The organism is Mycobacteroides franklinii, assembly GCF_002013895.1.
Lineage (GTDB): Bacteria > Actinomycetota > Actinomycetes > Mycobacteriales > Mycobacteriaceae > Mycobacterium > Mycobacterium franklinii.
Map to the genome: position 1 here is coordinate 1 of NZ_MAFQ01000021.1, position 20,118 is coordinate 20,118.

Genomic DNA, 20,118 nt, shown 5'->3' on the forward strand with positions numbered 1-20,118 from the left:
CCTCCAAGTGAGCAAGGGCAACGATGCCCCCGTTCGGGAGGAACCCGCAGTGACCACGGCAAAGCGTCGAAGCGCCCAGGTTGTCCTACCGGCAGCCGATACCTCACTGGCCGGTGGCGGCCTGGCCGAACAATGGACGGCGGTGGCCGACGGTCCCAGCCGATACCCGCGCGTCGCGTTCACCCCCAATGTGTCGATACCGCTCGCCGACGGCACGGTGCTCAAGGCTCAGGTGTTTCGTCCGGCGCATGCCGACGGTACCCCGGTGACCGATCGGGTACCGGTGCTGTTCAACCTGACCCCGTATAACAAGTCGGTCACCCACCTGGCTGCCTGGCTACTGCGTGGACTGCGGCGGTTCGGTATCACCGTGCCGGCCACCCCGCCGAAGAATCCGCGGTTGTTCGAGCTCGCGGAACTCGCGCGAGCCCTTCCCGGCGGCGGCCTCGCTACGTTCGGGGTGAACGACGCACTCGTCCGCAGCGGATACGCACAGGTGGTCGTCGATGTCCGCGGCACTGGCGCCTCCACGGGGGATTGGGGGATGCTCAACGATGTCGAGCAGCGCGACACCAACGAGGTGGTCGCGTGGGCGCGGGCGCAGCCCTGGTGCGATGGCTCGGTCGGCATGTACGGGATCTCCTACTGCTCGATCAACGCCCTACAGGCCGCGGGCAATCAGGTTCCGGGGCTTGGCGCGGTATTCGCGGTGGAGCCAGTGAGTGATATCTCCCGGGACCTCATGAAAACCGGTGGGGCGCAGACATTCTTCATGCCCTTCTGGATGCTGGCGGTGGCCCTGGCCAAATGGCTGCCGTCGCCTTCTGATGTGGCACGTGGAGGCATCGGGCCGGCCTGGTTCGCCGCGCGGTTGCGAGCGCCGCTCAATCGTGTGATCCGGTACATCTTCGAGGGGTTGCGTGGCCGGGGCGCACTGATCGACAACGACGAATACTTCCAGCAAGTCAGCCCCCGATTCGAGGACATCGAGATACCGACCTTCGTGTACGGGGCATGGGACGACATCTTCGGTCCTGCGGCACTGCGTATCCATCGCCGAACCTGGTTGCCGGGCGGCAAGTTCCAGGTCGTCATCAACGAGGGGTATCACGGTTCTCCCGGCGCGCAGCTCGGACGCCCGGGCGGCCCGCCCCGGCTCGATGTGTTGCAGCGTGCGTGGTTTGACAAGTGGCTCAAGGGCATTGACAACGGAATCGAGGGCTACGGCCCGGTCACATTGCAACAGCAGAACGGTGGCTGGCACACCCTGGACACCTATCCGCGGCCCGAGGCCGTGCCGCAGCGGTTCTATCTGGACGCGGAACCTTCCGGGTTCGCGGCGCACACTGCCTTTGACGGGTCGCTGGGTGGGGCCGCGCCGCGGGGCCGGACCGAGCACCTGCTGCACCGGCGGCTGGGTCTGCTGAAGTCGCCCACGACCTCCCGGCTGACGGCCGGTATGACCGCGGCACTGGGCACCCCGGGGCTCAAGGACTCGCGGTACTTCGAGCGCGGCGCGCTGACCTTCACCAGTACCGCCGCTGCGGAACCATGGGTCATTTCCGGTCCGCTCAATCTTCATCTGTGCACCAAAGCGATGGGTACAGAGGCATTTTGGGTTGTTTCAGTGACGGATGTGGCTCCCGATGGGTTTTCCCGGATGCTTGCCGAAGGTGCCCTACTGGCATCGCGACGTGGCGTGGACGAGGGCAAGAGTCTGCGGAGCGCCGACGGCGACTATCTGTCGCCCTGGCACCCCACCGCCAAGGGGCACAAGCTTCCGGTTGAGCCCGGCGTGCCGATAATTCTCGATATCGATCTGACCGAGGTTGATGCGGTGATAGAGACGGGGCATCGGCTACGGGTCGTCATCTCGGCGGCCAGTCTGCCGCGGTACATTCCGTCGATTCCCGAGCTGTGGGCGAGTCGTCACGGCCAGTCGGTAATTCTCGACCCCGGCGCACCGAGCTACCTGGTGGCGCCGGTAGTCGAGGGGGCTCATTTCGGGGCCGCGTAGTCCTCACAAATTCACCTATCTCTAACCTACTTTTGCGTAACTTACGGTACCGTAGGTTAGGGGTCGCGGTTATGCCGCAGAGAGAGGTGGACGAGATGGTGACTGGACTGCAAACACGACTACTCACCGAGCTGGAGCCCGTCGTCGAGGCGAATCTCGAACGGCACCTCGGTGTTGCGAAGCCATGGGCCCCACACGATTACGTGCCCTGGAGCCGGGGCAGGGACTTTGCCTTCCTGGGGGGCGAGGATTGGAAACCGGAGGACAGCCCACTCGATCCGATTGCCCAGGCGGCTCTGGTGGTCAACCTGCTCACCGAAGACAACCTGCCGTCATATCACCGTGAAATCGCCACGCGGTTCGGTCGGGACGGGGCATGGGGAACATGGGTGGGGCAATGGACCGCCGAAGAAGGCCGGCACAGCATCGCGCTTCGCGACTACCTGGTCGTGACGCGCGGTGTCGACCCGGCCAATCTCGAAGCGATGCGCATGGCGCACACGGTGGCCGGCTACGACTCCGGGGACAAGACCCCTCTGGAGGCACTGGCCTACGTGTCGTTCCAGGAGCTCGCCACGCGGATATCCCATCGCAACACGGGAAAGGCCTCGGGTTGCCCGATCGCCGACCAGCTGCTGGCCCGGGTCGCGCTGGACGAGAACCTACATATGGTCTTCTACCGCAACCTCATGGCGGCCGCGTTCGATATCGAGCCCGATGCCGCGATGCAGGCTATCTGCAAAGAGATCGTCGGATTCGCGATGCCGGGCATGGGAATGGAAGGCTTCGCGCAGAACGCGGTAGCCATTGCCAAGGCCGGAATCTATGACCTGCGCATCCATCATGACGACGTCCTGCAACCCATCCTGCGTTTCTGGCGTGTGTTCGAACGCGGCGATATCGGACCCGAGGGTGAGCAGGCTCGCGAGACCCTCGCGAGATTCCTTGCCGCCGTGGATGAACGCGCAAAGTTCTACGAGGAGAAGGCGGCGATGCGCGCCGCGGCGCGGGTGTAGGTGATGGCCCGCGCCGACCGGTTTACCGGGAGGCGCTGTTGCCGGCCCTACGGGCGGATCGCTGGCCCTGGCCCTGACGTCCCTGACTCTGACCCTGGCGACCTTGGCCCTGCCCGCCGCGCCGTGGCGTACGTGCCGGGCGTCCCTCGGCGCCGCCGCGGGGCCGCTGGCCGTTCGCCGCGGAGGAGCCGTTGGGCTTTTGCGCCGGAGCGGGTTTCACATACGGAGCAATCTCACCCACCAAGTTGGTTACCTCGGCCGAGTCGGCGGTCACCTGGCGTGGAGTGGCCTTGATGGCGGCCTTGCGTAGCAGTGCGTCGACGTCGCGGCGCTGTTCGGGCAGGACCAGTGTCACGACATCGCCGGAGCCACCGGCGCGAGCGGTCCGGCCGGACCGATGCAGGTAGGCCTTGTGCTCGGCGGGCGGATCGACATGTACGACCAACGCCACATCATCGACGTGGACGCCGCGAGCGGCGACGTCGGTAGCCACCAAGACTCGTGCGTCGCCGTTGGAGAACGCCGCCAGATTGCGATCGCGGGCGCCCTGGGACAGGTTGCCGTGCAAGTCAACTGACGGAATGCCCGACTGGGTGAGCTGATGCGCCAGCCGCTTTGCGTGATGTTTGGTACGCATGAACAAGATCCGGCGCCCGGATCCCGAAGCCAGCGTGTTGATGAGCTCGCGCTTGGCGTCAGGTCCCGCGACGGTGAAGACGTGGTGCGTCATAGCCGCGACGGGGGAGTCGGCGGAGTCGACCGAATGCTCGGCGGGGGAGTGCAGGAATCGCTTGACCAACTTATCGACATCGTTGTCCAGCGTCGCCGAGAACAGCAGGCGCTGACCGGAACTCGGTGTCGCGGCCAATAGGCGGGTAACGACCGGCAGGAATCCGAGATCGGCCATGTGATCGGCTTCGTCCAGCACGGTGATCTCGATACCGTCCAGCGTCAGGTGACGCTGCTTGAGGAGGTCATCCAGGCGGCCCGGGCAGGCAACCACGATGTCCACACCGGCCTTGAGTGCCTGGACCTGTCGGTGCTGCGAGACTCCACCGAAGATGGTGGTGACCTTCATGCGGTAGGCGGCCGCCAGCGGTTCGATGACGGCGCTGATCTGCGTGGCCAATTCGCGAGTGGGCGCCAGCACAAGTGCCCGGGGCCGGCCCGGCACTCGCTTGCCTTGGGCGATACGTGCGACAACGGGAATGGAGAAACCAAGGGTCTTGCCACTGCCGGTCTTGCCGCGGGCCAGCACATCGCGGCCGTTGAGGGTGTCCGGCAGGGAGGCCGCCTGGATCGGGAAGGGTGCGTCGATACCGCCCTGGGCAAGGACGTCGACGAGGGCTGAGGGCACGCCGAGGGACGCGAATGTTGTTGAAGACATGAAGAATTGATGCCTTTCAAGGCTCTGAAATGGCGAGATTGCCAATGGGCAAAATCGATCGCCGTGAGAAAAGCCTGAGATCAGCGGAGCTGACGAAAGAATGATCTACGACGCGGCGCACAGTGGCGCTTACTTACGACAGTACGGGTCGCGCCGCCGAAGAGCTAATTCGTGTGTGCCGAAACACATTGGATATTCGTCCTCTTCGGCCCCGCTCACCTGCGAAACCCGACCCATTCGCGTCGGGCGGTGCGTACCTGGCAAGGTGAGCGCATGTCTCGAACCGGACCATTCGTCGTCGGCGACCGCGTGCAACTCACCGACCCCAAGGGGCGGCACTACACGATGGTGCTCGAGCCCGGTAGGGAGTTCCACACCCACCGTGGGGCCATCGTGCACGACGGCGTCATCGGCCTTCCTGAGGGCAGTGTGGTCAAGTCCACCAATGGCGACCAGTTCCTGGTGCTCCGTCCGTTGCTGATCGACTACGTGCTGTCGATGCCGCGCGGGGCGCAGGTGATCTACCCGAAGGACGCCGCCCAGATCGTGCACGACGGAGATATCTTCCCCGGAGCGCGGGTGCTCGAGGCGGGCGTCGGATCCGGTGCGCTCACCTGCTCGCTGCTGCGGGCGGTGGGGCCACAGGGATCGGTGATCTCTTACGAGATTCGTGAGGATCACGCCGAACACGCTGTGCGTAACGTCACAACGTTCTTCGGGGAGCAACCCGATAACTGGGAGCTGGTTATCGGTGACCTGGCGGAGCGGTCCGCGGACGCCGGTGAAGTCGATCGGGTGGTCCTCGACATGCTGGCGCCTTGGGAGACTTTGCCCGCGGTCGCCGAATCGCTGGTGCCCGGTGGTGTACTCATCGTCTACGTCGCGACCGTCACCCAGTTGTCCCGCGTGGTCGAGGCGATGCGCGAGCAGCAATGCTGGACGGAGCCACGGTCCTGGGAGTCGCTGCAGCGCGGCTGGAATGTGGTGGGGCTGGCGGTGCGCCCAGAGCACAGCATGCGTGGGCACACGGCATTCCTGGTGAGCGCGCGCCGTCTGGCGCCGGGCACGATCACCCCGACACCGTTGCGGCGCAAGCGCCTGCCGACCTAGGGCTTTTCAGCTACGGGGTGGGTGTCGGCGCCTGCGGAGCGGGGGCTCCGGCGGGAGGTGCCTCATGCGGTGTGCCGGTACCCGCGAGTGATGTCCCGGTCTTCAACAGCAGATCGGAAGTCCGCTTCGACAACTTCCAGCCCTCGCTCTCGGGTGAGAACGACATGGGGACCGCGAAACCGCCCATCTTGGGGCTGGGGCTGTTGATGGTGACGACGGCTTCGACGTCACCGGGGGTCTCGGTCGACCACTTCGGGTCCTTCACCGTGAACGACAACGGCGAGAACCCGGCGTCGCCGATCGCCTTGGTGAACTTGTCGAGTTGCTCGGGGGTCGCGCCCTGAACCGCGGTGACCTTCTCGGCTCCCGGCAGATTCGGATCCGCGAGCCGATTGAGGACGTCGTTCAGGACTGCCGGATCCGGCAGTGGATGGTCGGGGGTGGCCGCGGCACCCGCGGAAGAGGCGGCGGGCGGCGTCGCCGATGAGCTGGTGGGGCTGGCCTTATCGCTTGAGCTGCTGCAGGCACTCAGCGTGAGAACGGCTGCACCGGCGGCGAGCACGACAAGGCGGGCGGCGAGGCGGTGACGGACCATGATCTAGGAGACTCCCATTCGGCGTATCGGCTTAGTCATTCGGCCAAGTGTGGTGACGATATCGGCGAGTCAGGTGTTGGAGATCGTCCAACCCTCCTCGTTTACGTCTACCTTCCAGATTTACCGGATGCTGCCTGAATCAGCGAAACGGCAGACGCCTTGTTGATTTTCCAGCCGTCCTGGTTCACGAAGTTGATTTTCGTCGTGTACGCCTGGGTCTTAGGGCCGGTGATGGTGACAGCGGCTGTGGCCAGGCCAGGTCCGGTGGGTTTGACGTCGGATACCGTGAAGGCCAGGGGTAGGAAGCCGTCACGGTTGGCGTTCTTGAAGGCGCGGTCGGCGTAGATCGCTTCCCCGGCGCCGATGCCGCCCTCGACGAGACCGCCCTTGGCGAGGGCCGACACGCCCGGGTCGGCGAGCGAATACAGCAAACCGCTCAGTTCGTCGGATGTGGGCGTCGCGTCGGCAGGATCGGCCGGCACGTCCAGGGGAGCGTCCCAGGACGCGGGGACGATGCCGGAGGCCGTCACGATCGTTGCTGTCGGGCTAGGAGAGCTGGCTCTCGGCTCGCTCATTGGCACTGCCGAGCCAATCGCTGCTGCGGTGAGTAAACCCAGCATGGCGACCCCCGGCATACCGGTTCGTGAGCTCACCGTTGTCCTTTCAATCGACCTGAATGTGACGAACGCTAACAGCGTAGACATCCCAGCCAACGGGTAGACCCCGCACGGCTCGCCAATCGCCGGTAGCGTTGAAGTATCCACCGCACCAATTCTCGGTGTGGGAAAGGAGGACATCATGAGTGAGTCGGAGCGTTCAGAGGCGTTCGGCACACCGGATGCCGCCGAAGTGGAGCGGCTACGCCGAGAGGTTGCCGCGCTTCGCGAACAGCTGGAAGACAGTCCTACTCACGGGCCCGGGGATTCCGCTCGCCTGCGCGACCTGAACCAGCTCGAGGCCCGCATCGATTCCCTGAACGCGCGCAACGCCAAGCTGATGGACACCCTCAAAGAGGCCCGTCAGCAGCTCCTGGCGCTGCGTGAGGAGGTCGACCGGCTGGGGCAACCGCCGAGTGGTTACGGCGTGCTGCTGGCGGTGCAGACCGACGAGACGGTCGATGTGTTCACCTCGGGCCGCAAGATGCGGGTGACCTGCTCGCCCAACATCGAGACCAGTGAGCTGCGTCGTGGTCAGACCGTCCGCCTCAATGAGGCACTCACAGTGGTCGAGGCCGGGCACTTTGAGTCAGTGGGTGAGATCAGCACCCTGCGGGAGGTGCTCGACGACGGCCATCGCGCGCTGGTGGTGGGGCATGCAGACGAAGAGCGCATCGTGTGGCTGGCCGACCCGCTGATCGCGCCCGACCTCTCCGATGTGTCCGAGGACGCTGACGGAGCTGATCTCAAGCCCCGGAAACTGCGGCCGGGCGATTCGTTGCTGGTTGATACCAAGGCGGGGTACGCCTTCGAGCGCATCCCCAAGGCTGAGGTCGAGGACTTGGTGCTGGAGGAGGTGCCGGACGTCAGCTACAGCGACATCGGTGGCCTCACGCGCCAGATCGAGCAGATCCGCGACGCGGTGGAGCTTCCGTTCCTGCACAAGGATCTCTACCGCGAGTACGCACTGCGCCCACCCAAGGGTGTGTTGTTGTACGGCCCGCCCGGGTGCGGAAAGACGCTCATCGCCAAGGCCGTTGCCAACTCGCTGGCCAAGAAGATGGCAGAGCTGCGGGGCGACGACTCCCGCGAGGCCAAGTCCTACTTCCTGAACATCAAGGGCCCCGAGCTGCTCAACAAGTTCGTCGGTGAGACCGAGCGGCATATCCGCTTGATCTTCCAGCGTGCCCGCGAAAAGGCTTCCGACGGAACGCCAGTCATCGTCTTCTTCGACGAGATGGACTCCATCTTCCGCACCCGCGGTACCGGTGTCAGCTCCGATGTGGAGACGACCGTGGTGCCCCAGCTGCTCTCCGAGATCGACGGTGTCGAAGGCCTGGAGAACGTCATCGTCATCGGCGCTTCCAACCGTGAGGACATGATCGATCCGGCGATCCTGCGGCCGGGCCGCCTGGACGTCAAGATCAAGATCGAGCGGCCGGATGCCGAGTCGGCGCAGGACATCTTCTCCAAGTACCTCACCGAGAACCTGCCGGTCAACGAAGACGATCTCGCCGAGTTCGGTGGCGACCGCGGCCTGACCATCAAGGCCATGATCGAAAAGGTCGTGGACCGGATGTATGCCGAGATCGACGACAACCGGTTCCTGGAGGTCACCTATGCCAACGGTGACAAGGAAGTCATGTACTTCAAGGACTTCAACTCCGGTGCCATGATCCAGAACGTCGTGGACCGCGCGAAGAAGAACGCGATCAAGGCGGTGCTGGAGAGCGGCCAGAAGGGTCTGCGGATCCAGCATCTGCTCGACTCGATCGTCGACGAGTTCGCCGAGAACGAGGATCTGCCCAACACCACCAATCCGGATGACTGGGCCCGGATCTCGGGCAAGAAGGGCGAGCGCATCGTCTACATCCGCACGCTGGTTACCGGCAAGAGCTCGAGTGCCAGCCGGGCTATCGACACCGAATCGAGCCTGGGTCAGTACCTGTAAGACGCCTCACCGCACTCGGTGTGCCGTCACCACGGCATTCCAGTCGCCCCGTGCGAGTCGGCGGCTGTTCGCCGGGTCGTAGTGATCCAGGAGCGCGGGCACCCGCTGGTGGGTGATCGCCTCAAATCCGTGTCGGGCAAGGAGTTCGTCCACCTGCGCGGCCGTCATGCCCGTGCGGTACGGCTCACCCTTCCGGCTGACATAGCGCGATACCCGACGCACGTCCGGGCGTGGGCTGCCGTGACCCACGATGTCCGGATCGCCGTAGTCCATGATCAGTCGGCTGTCCGGGGTGCAGAGGTTTTCGAGCTGCGCCAGTGTCGATTCCAGTGCGGGGGTTGTCAGGTAGTACGTGACGCCCAGCCACACCACCAGTGCCGGTCTGGCCGAATCGAACCCGGCATTGCGCAGACCGGTGGCCACGTCGTCCCGCTCGAAATCGCAGGGCACCCAGTGTGGCTGGAATCCGTGACGTTCCAATAGATGCCTCTTGTCGTGCTGCGTCGAGGGTGCGTCGACCTCGAACACGGTGACGGGCAGTGACCCAAGGTGCTGACTGCTGGTGTCGAACCCTGCGCCAAGGACCACGACCTGGGAAATGCCGGATGCTGCCGCCGCGCGCAGCTGGTCGTCGGAGACCCGCCGACGCAACACAATATGCGCGTGCAGACCGGGGCACCACCGGTCCAGCAGCCGCAGGCCCCACCGCGCGACGGTCGGTGAGGCCAGGCCGAGGCGAAATGCCGGGTGCGTCACGAACCATCCGGATTGCGGGTCGTCCAGCAGTGCCCCGGCTTGCAGCGATTCGGCGGCGCGCTGCCAAGCATTGAATTGTGCGGTCAGGCTTGCGGTTTGGTCGAGCCGGCGTAAAGACATACGCCGAGAATAGAAACCTCGGCGGGCCGAAAAGGGCGCACTGGCAGCGAATGGCAGTGCCTGGCAGGCGACGGCGCTGCTGGTCAGCGCGGCGTTCCTAGCATGGCCAGTACAGCCCACAGGAGGTTCCATGAAACCCAAAGACATGCTTGCCGCCGAGCGCGCAAGCCTGGCCGAATTTCTGTACACGCTCTCCGATGAGGACTGGTTGGCCCCGTCGCTCTGCGACGGTTGGCGGGTGCGCGACGTCGCGGCACACATGGCCCTCGATGCCATACCGCTCGGCGTCTACCTCGGCGCCGCGGCACGAGCCCGATCAATCGACAAGCTGAACAACCACTTCGTCCACGAGGCCAGCGAAATGTCCATACCGGACCTATTGCACCATGTCGAATCGGGCATCCGGCCGGGGCCATGGGGCCATCTCATGCCGTCGGCCCTGCATACCGACGCCATGGTGCATCAGCAAGACATCCGGCGGCCACTGGGCCGGCCGCGCCTCATTCCCGAGGAGAGGTTGCACTACGCGCTAGCGCATCCGGATTTCGGCGCCAATCCACGCCGATACACCAAGGGCCTGCGTTTCGTCGCCACCGATGTGGACTGGGCCAGGGGGAGCGGGCCGGAAGTGCGGGGTGCCGGCGAAGCGCTGGTGCTGGCAATGGCGGGTCGTCCCGCTGTGCTGAGCGAGCTGGAAGGTGACGGCGTACCGACCCTGGCTGCTCGGATGGGCTAGTTGCGCGAGGCAGCGAGGTAGGCGTCGCGTCCGGCCAGGCTCACCGCGACATCGGCGATCAGTGGCTCGAAGAACCGGCTGCGGTACTGCGGGTCGACGCTGCTGTTCACCGTGAAGTACAGCCCGGACAGCACCGCGACCAGCAGCGCCATGTGAATGAGGGTCTGCGGCAAGCCGATCCGGATGCCGAACCACGTCCCGGCGCAGGGAGGTGCCGCCCCGGAGGGACATGCGGCCTCGTTGGACCACAGGACCATCACGTCGTGCGGCACCGCGACGATGCCGAGCAGCAGGAAGAAGGCGAACACACCCGTGGTGAAGAAGATGACCTGGATGGCCTGCGAAACCACCATGACCAGCAGCACATTGATCCGCTCCGGCCACCGCAACGCGGGCCGCGGCACCTCGTCATCAAGGAGATCGGCCAGCGGAGTATCGGCCAGCAGTACCGCCGTCCCCGCCGACTCGGCGCGGCTCTCGCGCAGGTTGGCGAGCTCGTCGCGCACGGTCACCACCATGAACGCGACCGCTGTGACTGCCAGGAAACCAATTGTCTGCCAAAGCCTCTCGCGGGTGATACGGGCCGAGAGCTGCCAGAGCTCTCCGGTGAAGAACACCACCACGGTCAGCATGAGCAGCGGCAGCGCACGGGACATGAGGGTGCCGAGGGCGCCGAATTGTGTTGAGGAATAACGCAGTGCCCACAGCCCGATGGACCCGGCGCCGAGGTAGGTGAGCCAGATCAGTGCCAGTGCGGCCAGGAGATGGGCGGGCATCCGTGCCGCTGCGGCCGCCCACGTGCCGGTATCGGCGACGGGCAGCGCGATCACGAAGATCGCGATCACCAGCCACGACAAGGTGCGGCGCACCACGTCGGCGCGGATGGTTCCCGCACGCTGCAGTGCGATCAGCACCAATGGTTGCGCCGCCATCAACAGGGCCACCACTCCCAGCAGGATCATCAGCACGACCGAGCGCGTCTCGTTATCAGTGGAGAGAAGCTCGTACAGTGCGACGCCCGCGCCTGTGATTCCGATCATGGGTGCGGCGCGGTCGAGGAGCTCGCGCGAACGCACTCGACGGTCCAGCACGACGGGCAGCCCCCGCGCCAGGAACCACTCGTGGACGTCCTCGAGATTTCGCACTACGTCATGATTGCCGGTCTTCAAACGAAACCCGAGGACCACCCCGGCGTGTTCGGTGCATCATGGGCAGGGCCTCAAGTTGCCCCTGGTACGGGTGGATATTCGGGCGTATTTTGAACCAATCGGGCGGTCGGATCGTGTAACCGTCGGAGGTGTTCCATGGCGGATGGGCAGGCTGGGCCTGACCGAACGAGCGTAAGTGGCTCGTCGGGGCGTGATGGTCTTCGCGCAAGCGGCTCATCGTCGCTGATGAGAGCCTTTTACGACGAGTACGCGGGCCCGTTGCACCGGTACGTCATGCATCTGACACACGACTCGGCGCTCGCGGAAGACATCGTGCAGGAGGTGCTGTTGCGTGCCTGGCGGCATCCGACGTTGGTGAACCAGACTGAAGGCTCCGCCCGCGCCTGGCTGTTCACCGTTGCCCACAATCTGGTGCGCGATAACGCGCGGAGCTCACGTTTTCGCAGTGAGATCGCCACCGCGGAGACGCCGGAGTTCGCGTCCCCGGATCAGGTGGACGCGACGCTGGACGCGTGGCTGGTCGCCGAGGCGCTGCGCACACTGTCTACCGATCACCGAGCCGTCATCCTGCGCGCGTACTACCGCGGGAGCTCGGTCGCCGACATATCCGCTGAGCTGGGGGTGCCCGAGGGTACCGTCAAATCACGCCTTCACTACGGTGTGCGCGCACTCCGGTTGTCGCTGCAGGAAATGGGGGTCACGCGATGACTATCGAACATGTCTACGCCGACTGGGACGCTGCCTACGTACTGGGTGCGTTGTCGTCGACCGAACGGCGTGAGTACGAACAGCACCTGGTCGATTGCGCCAGCTGCCAGCGTGCGCTGTCCGAGGTGACCGCGATGCCCGGTCTGCTGTCCAAGGTCGATCGCGGCTATGCCGAGAAGATGGAACTCGAAGACCCGCCTGCCCTCGCGAAGCCGGTCACCAGCTGCCCGGTGCAGGCGCTGTGGCCCAAGCTGCAGGCCCGGTGGCGGCGGCAGAGCGCGGTGCGTCGACTGGCTTATGTGGGCGCGGTCGCGGTAGCCGCGACCGTAGCGCTGACTGTTTCGCTGGTGCCGCCGCCGTGGTACCACCGGCCCGCACCGATGAACGTGGCGGCTGGCTCGCTACCGTCGGGTGAGCATTGGCAACCGATGCGCCAGGTGACACCTTCGCCGATGAGCGCGCAGGTGGCACTCGTGCGAGACGGCACCGGCACCCGCATCGAAATGTGGTGCAGTTATCCGGCGTATGGCGACGACCCCGATGATTCGGCAGCGCCGTACGCGCTGCGGATCGGCACCCGGGCCGGCGGGAACATCATCGCCAGCTCGTGGACTGCCAAGCCCGGCTCGACGATGATGACATCGACGACCGTCCCCATGGCGCAGGACCAGATCGAGAGCGTTCAGGTCATCGACAATCACGGCGACGCCTCACCGCTCGTGTTCCTCGAATTGCGCCGCTGAGGGTTTCGCGCACCCGGCTCGTGATGCTTTGACGTGCCTATCTTCGGCGAACCTGAAACCTGATTCATGTTGTGCCATCACATGATTGAGATAACTCAATCACTTTTTCTTTCGGATTGTTGAACCGGTCACGTGTGGCAGTCGTGTACTAATCATGACCACCCCGATATGTGCTCGGAGCTACGCGGCAGGCGACCTTCCGCTCCGCAACGGGAACATACGAGTGGTTGACTGGCTCGCCTCCGAGCTGCGTCGCCACGCCGTCGATTTCGTCTTCGGTGTCGACGGTGCCAATATCGAGGATCTCTACGATGCGGTGCACTACACGCCAGGTATCGGGGCGATCGTTGCCAAACATGAGTTCTCGGCGGGGACCATGGCCGACGGTTATGCGCGTGCCACCTCACGCATGAGTGTGGTGGCCACGACATCCGGTGGTGGTGCCGTCAATCTGGTTCCGGCGCTTGCTGAATCATATGCAAGTGGGGTGCCGGTGCTGGCGATCGTGGGACAGCCGCCGCGCCCGTTGGAGGGCAACGGCGCGTTTCAGGACGGCAGTGGGCGCGCCGGCAGCATGGATCTGCAGTCAGTCTTCCGGCCCATCTCCGGATACTGCGCCCGTGTGGAACGCCCCGAGGAAATCGCCGAGGCGCTCACCCATGCCCTTATGGCCGTCCGTGACGGCTTGCCTGCGGTTCTGTTGATTCCTAAGGATGTTCAGCAGGCGCAGCTGGCGTCCGTCCCGCAGATGCGGGAGCCCCATCAGCGGATGGGGGCGGTGCCCGCGCAGCTCGCCGATTTCGCACAGCATCTGGCCGAAACGCCCGGAAGAATTCTGGTGGTGGCGGGGCCGGAGGTCGCCCGACACAACGCTCGTGACGAGCTATCGCTTCTCATTGATCGTCTGGATGCATTCGTGGCGATCTCTCCCGATGCCAAAGATGCTGTGGACAGCGAGAACCCGCGACTGCTGGGCGTCATTGGCGTGATGGGACACCCGGCGGTCGAGCGGGTGTTGCGTCACGGCGTCACCTGCATATGTATCGGCACGACCATGCCCGTGATGACCCGGGGAGGTGTCGACTTCACCACAACCCCGGTGCTGTCCGTTGGCTCCGTGACGCCGCATATCGCGTCCCGGCACTTACAGACCGAGGATCTGTCCTCGACGCTGACCGGCCTCGCCGCGGCCCTGCCCGCGCGCTCGGACGCATCGGATAGTGAAACACTCTACGCCCCAGCTCATCTCGAACCGCCCGCGCATGAGGGTGATGGTGTGCGATACCACGACGCCATGCATGTACTGGACCAGGCGATTCCTGCCGGTGCCGATATCTTCGTGGACGCGGGCAATACCGGAGCCGCTGCGGTTCACTACCTAGGTGCTCGGCACAACGGCCGCTACGTCGTCGCCCTCGGAATGGGTGGCATGGGGTACGCCTTCGGCGCCGGTATCGGCTGCGCGTTCGCGCGTGCCGGCCGCACCGTGGTGATTGCAGGTGATGGCGCATTCTTCATGCACGGCTTGGAGATTCATACGGCCATCGAGCACAGGCTGCCGGTGACATTCGTCATCGTCAACAACAATGCGCACGCCATGTGCGTCACGCGCGAGCAGCTCTACTACGGCGGGGGCTACAGCTTCAACCGGTTCGCGCCCTCACACATCGCGTCCGGACTGGCCGCGATGTTCCCTGGCCTGGTGTGCCATTCGGCCGCCACGGTGGCCGATTTCGAGGCCGCCATGCACGAGGCGATGACGCACAGCGGGCCGTCCGTGGTGGAGGTCGTCTGCTCCACCGATGAGATACCCCCGTTCGCCCCGTTCTTGTCATCCGAAATCGCTAAGGAGAAAACGCATGACCGACACGATCACCGAAACATCCAAGCCCGGCCTGAAAGCTTTGCCCGCGCTTAGCGATATCGCCGCCGACGCTGGTACCGAGGACGCGCTTCCCGGCGTACACCGCATCGAGACCTCGCCCCGTGAGAAGGCGACGCCGGTCATCATGGACATGATGCGGTCGGTGTATCCGCACGATCAGGTGTTCGGCCCGTTCTGCACGGTCCAAGAGTATGTGGACTGTCCGCCCGATGAATTGCACCGCTACCTGTCCGACACCCGTTGCCTGGAGGAGTGGACCTATAGCCTGCGTGGCTTCGAAGAGACCGATGAGCCCGGGCTGTGGAGTGCCCATGATCGGTTGGGGTCCGACACACTGATCTACACCCGTACCGAGTCGAACGCGGACTCCGGGACCGTCGACTATCACTGCGCCTGGGATCAGGGCGATCACCTGTGGATGATCTACCTCATGCGGGTGGTCGACGCGCAGATCGTACTCAACAAGCCGGGCTCCGTCGTGCTGTGGACCAACTGCCACCACCCGTTCTATGACGAGAATCCCTATCCGGAAACCGCTCCACCACAACGGAAGCCGTGGGTAGGTGACTTCTGGGACATGTTCGGCGCGGGCCATCTCCTGGAGCTGCTGAATCTCAAGGCCATCGCCGAATACCGCCACAGCCATGGGCTGCCGATTGTTCCGGAGTGGATGAAATGACCGTCAGTATCTTCGATATCTCCAGCTATCTTCCCCAGAATCGCGTCAGCGCAGATTATTTCGCGCAGTACGCGAAGGACGACGACCTGGCCGAGAACGTCATGTTCCGCAGTCCGGCCTACCGGCATCATGTGGCGGCCGACGAGACGGCGGTGGACATGGCTGAGCGCGCCGTGGCCGGCCTCCGGGAAAGGCACGGGGAAGCGGTACTCGATGACGTCGACATTCTGCTGACACACACCCAGCTGCCGGATCTGCCGTTCGTGGGCTGCGGTGGCGAGGTGGCAAGCCGGTTGCAGATCCGCCCGGAGTGGATTCTGGACGTACACAACGGTGGTTGTGTGTCGTTTGTACTGATGCTCAAGCTCGTGCAACAGATGATGGCCTCATCGAGCGCACGCTCGGCACTGATCGTGAACATGCAGAACGCGGCGGGGCAGATCTTTGTACAGGAGCAGGTGCGCTCAACCGCTCAAGCCTCGATACCGGGAGACGGTGCCACCGCGGCGCTGATCACCCGTGACGGGGGGTCGCCGGTCCTAGGCATCGAGACCCGGAATTTCGGTGAGTACGCCGGAGACATGACCTACGCGGTGACGCCTCATCGCAAGTATTGGGAGGCCGGATCGGGGCAGGGCCGGGTGGCCTTCACCGAGCACAAGATCAGCAAAGTGCTGGCCCGGGGTAACCGGATGGTGCCGGAGGTGGCGCTGGCGGTCTGCGACCGAATCGGAGTTCCTTCAACAGATCTCGATGCGTTGGTGACCAATCAGCCCAACCGGATATTCCTGCGGAACTGGCGCGATGCCCTGCAGTTGCCCAAGGAGAAGCACCCGGACACCTTCGACGAGTGCGGGAACCTGTTCGGGGTGGGTATTCCCCACACGCTCGACCAAGCAATCTCCGAGGGGCAGGTGCAGGCCGGCGACACGGTGATGCTGGCTGGATTCGCCCATGCCGGCGACTATGCGGCCGCCGCAGCGGTGCGATGGGGAGGGAGGGGCCAGTGACGGTGAGCCCGCTTCGGTTGGCATTGAACGAAAATCCCTATCGTCCACTGCCATCGGTGCGCGATGCGCTCAGGCATGACATCGCGGAGGTTAATCGGTACCCCGAGTTCCTGCCGGTTGTGCTCCCGAGGCTGATTGCAGAACGCGTGGGTTTGACGCCGGAGGAAGTAGTGGTCGGCGTCGGAGCCACCGGAGTTGCGTTGCAGGTGCTGCAGGCGTTGTGTCAGCCGGGTGATTCGCTCGTCTTCGCGCACCCGACATTCGACGGCTACCCGATACTGGCCGATATCGCCGGGCTCATTCAGGTTCCGATTCCGCTGGCGGACAACGGCATGACCGATCTCGACGAACTGCTGGGAGCGGCGTATGACGCGGACGCTGCCGCGGTGGTGCTGTGCCGACCCCATAATCCGACGGGAACGCTGATACCTGCCGAACAGGTCTATGAGTTTGTCCGCCAGGCACCGCCAACCAGTGTTGTGATACTGGATGAGGCCTATATCGAATTCGTGGATCCCGATGAGCATCTCGACATCCCGCGTCTGATCGCGGCGCACCCCAATCTGGTTGTGCTGCGTACATTCTCGAAGGCGTACGGATTGGCCGGACTGCGTATCGGCTACGGATTAGCCGCACCCGCGGTCTGTGGTGTCATCCGCCGGTACCAGCTTCCGTTCGGCATGAATCGCGCGGCCGCGGTAGCGGTGGCGGCGTCGTACGCGGCCGAAGATGAGCTGCGGTTGCGTGTGGATTCGATTGTCTACGAACGTGACCGGCTGCGGGAGCGACTGGCTCAGATGGGCGCCCACATCCCGGAATCACACGCCAACTTCGTGTATCTCCCGGCGCGCGGCGATGGCGAGCCCTGGATGTCAATCCTAGGGACGGACGATGTCGTGGCCAAGGAGTATCCCGATGGCGGTGTTCGCCTCACCGTCGGCGATCCGCGCGAGATGGCGATCGTGGCACGGCGACTTCTGGAAGTCGACGAGATAGGTGAAAGCGCAGTGTCTCGAATGAGCAGACCTGCGTCATAGACTGGTTGGCCGCGGCGATCCGTCCCCCCGATTGCCGGCCCCGAAACGGCAAGGACCGTCGCGGCCAACCCCACTTCTCAGAACGCGTAGCGGTGATACTGCGCCATGTACCGCACCTTCGTAGATAGCGACATGGCCTTCGCCAGTAGCCGATACCACCCGGACACCTGCCGAAATACCGGGGTGTCGAACGGCGATTCCCACTCCACCAGCCGCAGCTGCGGCACTGCGCGGATGACATCGTCAGGTCCGTCGATTCCCCAATACAGTGTCGCGCCGGAGCGCCGAACCACGGCGTTGGACCACTGCGTCTTGATGCCGAAATGGCTGAATGCATCGAATTGCAGCTCCCCGGAAGGGAAGTGGTCGACGATCCGGCGAAGCAGCCCAACGCCGTCCTCTTCCTTGAGGTACATCGTCAGCCCCTCGCCGAGCATCAGCACCGGACGATCCCTCGGAATGTCGGCGAGCCACGCGGGGTCCGTCACCGACGCCGACACGACGTGGTTGTGCTCCGCCGCCGGATACAGCTGGTGACGCAGCACGGCTACATCGGGGTAGTCGACGTCATACCACTCGACTCCGGGGCCTGGTCGCAGCCTGAAGTACCTGCCGTCCAAGCCGCATCCAAGATGCAACACGACCGCCCGATCGTGTGTCGCTAGGAACTCACGGGCCCATTGATCGAAGTGGGCCGAGCGTGTCGTCACGCCGGGTGACTTGCCGGCGGTGATGGTCGTCTTGGACCAGTCGTAGTCGATGCGGTTGGCGATGTCGCGGGCCAGTCGATCGCCGAGGATCGGTTCGGGCAGATCCGCGTCGAGGGCCTTGGCGTAGAACGTCGCCAGCATGGTCTGCGGTGCCCCGCTGAGGTCGACGTGAATCTTCTCGGAGTGGCTCATGAACCCGACGCTAAGGCCGATTTTGAGGCACACGGAGCAGTCTGAACAGTCCCCGGCGTGGTGTTCAGCCCAGCCTCTCTAGGCTGAACACCATGCAACGGATCATCGGTACCGAGGTTGAGTACGGCATTTCGTCGCCCACGGACCCCGCCGCCAATCCGATTCTCACCTCCACGCAGGCGGTGCTGGCCTACGCCGCGGCCTCGGGGATTCAGCGCGCCAAGCGCACCCGCTGGGACTACGAGGTCGAATCGCCGCTGCGCGACGCCCGTGGCTTCGACCTGGGCCGCACCACGGGTCCGGCTCCGATCGTCGATGCCGACGAGGTGGGGGCGGCCAACATGATCCTGACCAACGGTGCCCGCCTGTACGTCGATCATGCGCACCCGGAGTACTCGGCGCCGGAATGCACCAACCCGTTGGACGCCGTCATCTGGGACAAGGCCGGCGAGCGGGTGATGGAGGCCGCCGCGCGGCACGTCGCCAGCGTGCCCGGCGCCGCCCGGCTGCAGCTCTACAAGAACAACATTGACGGTAAGGGTGCCTCTTACGGCACGCACGAGAACTACCTGATGGACCGCCAGACGCCGTTCTCGGCGATCATCGCGGGCCTCACCCCGTTCTTCGTATCGCGCCAGGTCGTGACGGGTTCCGGTCGGGTGGGCATCGGGCCCTCCGGCGACGACTCGGGTTTCCAGCTCTCGCAGCGCGCCGACTACATCGAGGTCGAGGTGGGTCTGGAAACCACCCTCAAGCGGGGCATCATCAACACCCGCGACGAACCGCATGCCGATGCCGACAAATATCGCCGGCTGCACGTCATCATCGGGGACGCCAATCTTGCCGAGACGTCGACATTCCTCAAGGTGGGTACCACCTCGCTGGTGCTCGATCTGATCGAGTCCGGGGCCGATCTGTCGGACCTGGCGCTGGCCCGACCGGTGCACGCGGTGCATGTGATCAGTCGTGATCCGTCGCTGCGGGCCACCGTGGCCCTGGCGGACGGCCGAGAGCTGACAGGGCTTGCGCTGCAGCGCATTTACTTGGAGCGGGTGGCCGAGCTGGTCGCGTCCCGCGATCCAGATCCTCAGGCCGACCATGTACTTCAGGTGTGGGCCAAGGTCCTGGATCTCTTGGAGCGTGACCCGATGGAATGCGCGGACCTGCTGGATTGGCCCGCCAAGCTGCGGTTGTTGGAGGGATTCCGCCAGCGCGAGAACCTGACCTGGTCGGCGCCGCGCCTGCACCTGGTCGATCTGCAGTATTCCGATGTACGTCTCGACAAGGGGCTCTACAACCGGTTGGTCGCCCGCGGTTCCATGCAGCGGATGGTCACCGAGCAGCAGGTGCTGGACGCGGTGACCAGGCCTCCCACGGACACCCGTGCCTACTTCCGTGGCGAGTGCCTGCGTCGTTTCGGGGCCGATATCGCCGCAGCCAGCTGGGACTCGGTGATCTTCGATCTGGGCGGGGATTCGCTTGTCCGGATTCCAACGCTGGAGCCGCTGCGTGGCAGCAAGAGCCACGTGGGCTCGCTGCTGGACTCGGTCGATTCGGCCGCTGAACTGGTCGATCAGCTCACCACATAACGGGTTCGGCGACGCACGCCCACGAAACGTCACGTCGTCGGCGCTGCCCGGT

18 protein-coding genes are annotated in these 20,118 nt (G+C 64.6%); 12 read left to right on the plus strand and 6 right to left on the minus strand.

The window, feature by feature from the left end:
- Positions 1–49 precede the first annotated feature (49 nt).
- Together B4393_RS25480 and B4393_RS25485 are read left to right on the plus strand one after the other, a co-directional pair.
- A complete protein-coding gene (locus B4393_RS25480; protein ID WP_078336550.1) occupies positions 50–2,017 on the plus strand; it encodes a CocE/NonD family hydrolase in 1,968 nt (655 codons plus the stop codon).
- A 95-nt stretch (positions 2,018–2,112) separates the two neighbouring features.
- Positions 2,113–3,033 carry an acyl-ACP desaturase gene (locus tag B4393_RS25485; RefSeq protein ID WP_078336551.1) on the plus strand — a complete coding sequence of 307 codons (921 nt, stop codon included), beginning with the start codon at positions 2,113–2,115 and terminating at the stop codon, positions 3,031–3,033.
- A gap of 22 nt (positions 3,034–3,055) precedes the next feature.
- Here B4393_RS25485 and B4393_RS25490 read toward each other — a convergent pair whose 3' ends face one another.
- A complete protein-coding gene (locus B4393_RS25490; protein ID WP_078336508.1) occupies positions 3,056–4,390 on the minus strand; it encodes a DEAD/DEAH box helicase in 1,335 nt (444 codons plus the stop codon).
- Between the two features lie 303 nt (positions 4,391–4,693).
- Here B4393_RS25490 and B4393_RS25495 point away from each other — a divergent pair, with 303 nt between their 5' ends.
- Positions 4,694–5,530: a tRNA (adenine-N1)-methyltransferase gene (locus B4393_RS25495; RefSeq protein WP_078336509.1), complete on the plus strand. Its 837-nt coding sequence runs from the start codon at positions 4,694–4,696 to the stop codon at positions 5,528–5,530.
- Between the two features lie 10 nt (positions 5,531–5,540).
- Here the strand turns inward: B4393_RS25495 and B4393_RS25500 are convergent, their stop codons facing one another.
- Together B4393_RS25500 and B4393_RS25505 are read right to left on the minus strand one after the other, a co-directional pair.
- A complete protein-coding gene (locus B4393_RS25500; RefSeq protein ID WP_078336510.1) occupies positions 5,541–6,125 on the minus strand; it encodes a lipoprotein LppK in 585 nt (194 codons plus the stop codon).
- Between the two features lie 107 nt (positions 6,126–6,232).
- On the minus strand, positions 6,233–6,760 hold the full coding sequence (locus tag B4393_RS25505; protein WP_109558608.1) for an MTB12 family secreted protein: 528 nt from the start codon (positions 6,758–6,760) through the stop codon (positions 6,233–6,235).
- Between the two features lie 163 nt (positions 6,761–6,923).
- Between B4393_RS25505 and arc the strand changes: the two genes are divergently transcribed.
- On the plus strand, positions 6,924–8,732 hold the full coding sequence (gene arc, locus B4393_RS25515) for a proteasome ATPase (RefSeq protein ID WP_078336553.1): 1,809 nt from the start codon (positions 6,924–6,926) through the stop codon (positions 8,730–8,732).
- A 6-nt stretch (positions 8,733–8,738) separates the two neighbouring features.
- Here the strand turns inward: arc and B4393_RS25520 are convergent, their stop codons facing one another.
- Positions 8,739–9,608: a class I SAM-dependent methyltransferase gene (locus B4393_RS25520; protein WP_078336512.1), complete on the minus strand. Its 870-nt coding sequence runs from the start codon at positions 9,606–9,608 to the stop codon at positions 8,739–8,741.
- Positions 9,609–9,738: 130 nt separating this feature from the next.
- Here B4393_RS25520 and B4393_RS25525 point away from each other — a divergent pair, with 130 nt between their 5' ends.
- Positions 9,739–10,344, plus strand: coding sequence for a maleylpyruvate isomerase family mycothiol-dependent enzyme (locus B4393_RS25525; protein WP_236743251.1), 606 nt, complete (start codon positions 9,739–9,741; stop codon positions 10,342–10,344).
- On the opposite strand, the gene B4393_RS25530 is transcribed toward B4393_RS25525, so the two are convergent.
- Positions 10,341–11,489 carry a hypothetical protein gene (locus tag B4393_RS25530; protein ID WP_078336555.1) on the minus strand — a complete coding sequence of 383 codons (1,149 nt, stop codon included), beginning with the start codon at positions 11,487–11,489 and terminating at the stop codon, positions 10,341–10,343. The two genes, B4393_RS25525 and B4393_RS25530, sit on opposite strands and share 4 nt — an antisense overlap.
- Before the next feature lie 249 nt (positions 11,490–11,738).
- On the opposite strand from B4393_RS25530, the gene B4393_RS25535 reads away from it, so the two are divergent.
- From B4393_RS25535 to B4393_RS25560, 6 genes are all read left to right on the plus strand, one after another.
- Entirely contained in the window at positions 11,739–12,221 is a 483-nt protein-coding gene (locus tag B4393_RS25535; RefSeq protein ID WP_005061267.1) for a sigma-70 family RNA polymerase sigma factor, read from the plus strand.
- Positions 12,218–12,964: an anti-sigma factor family protein gene (locus B4393_RS25540; RefSeq protein ID WP_070937080.1), complete on the plus strand. Its 747-nt coding sequence runs from the start codon at positions 12,218–12,220 to the stop codon at positions 12,962–12,964. The genes B4393_RS25535 and B4393_RS25540 overlap by 4 nt, the downstream gene beginning before the upstream one ends.
- 217 nt (positions 12,965–13,181) lie before the next feature.
- Complete coding sequence (locus tag B4393_RS25545; RefSeq protein ID WP_078336556.1) at positions 13,182–14,882, plus strand: thiamine pyrophosphate-binding protein; 1,701 nt, start codon at positions 13,182–13,184, stop codon at positions 14,880–14,882.
- Complete coding sequence (locus B4393_RS25550; RefSeq protein ID WP_191988868.1) at positions 14,869–15,528, plus strand: SRPBCC family protein; 660 nt, start codon at positions 14,869–14,871, stop codon at positions 15,526–15,528. Before B4393_RS25545 ends, B4393_RS25550 begins: the two co-directional genes overlap by 14 nt.
- Positions 15,525–16,538 (plus strand): 3-oxoacyl-ACP synthase III family protein, encoded by a 1,014-nt coding sequence (locus tag B4393_RS25555; RefSeq protein ID WP_070937082.1) that lies wholly within the window; start codon positions 15,525–15,527, stop codon positions 16,536–16,538. Before B4393_RS25550 ends, B4393_RS25555 begins: the two co-directional genes overlap by 4 nt.
- Complete coding sequence (locus B4393_RS25560; protein ID WP_078336514.1) at positions 16,517–17,575, plus strand: aminotransferase class I/II-fold pyridoxal phosphate-dependent enzyme; 1,059 nt, start codon at positions 16,517–16,519, stop codon at positions 17,573–17,575. Before B4393_RS25555 ends, B4393_RS25560 begins: the two co-directional genes overlap by 22 nt.
- 77 nt (positions 17,576–17,652) lie before the next feature.
- On the opposite strand, the gene B4393_RS25565 is transcribed toward B4393_RS25560, so the two are convergent.
- Positions 17,653–18,477 carry a class I SAM-dependent methyltransferase gene (locus tag B4393_RS25565; protein ID WP_078336515.1) on the minus strand — a complete coding sequence of 275 codons (825 nt, stop codon included), beginning with the start codon at positions 18,475–18,477 and terminating at the stop codon, positions 17,653–17,655.
- Between the two features lie 92 nt (positions 18,478–18,569).
- Here B4393_RS25565 and dop point away from each other — a divergent pair, with 92 nt between their 5' ends.
- On the plus strand, positions 18,570–20,066 hold the full coding sequence (gene dop, locus B4393_RS25570; protein ID WP_070937085.1) for a depupylase/deamidase Dop: 1,497 nt from the start codon (positions 18,570–18,572) through the stop codon (positions 20,064–20,066).
- Positions 20,067–20,118 lie beyond the last annotated feature (52 nt).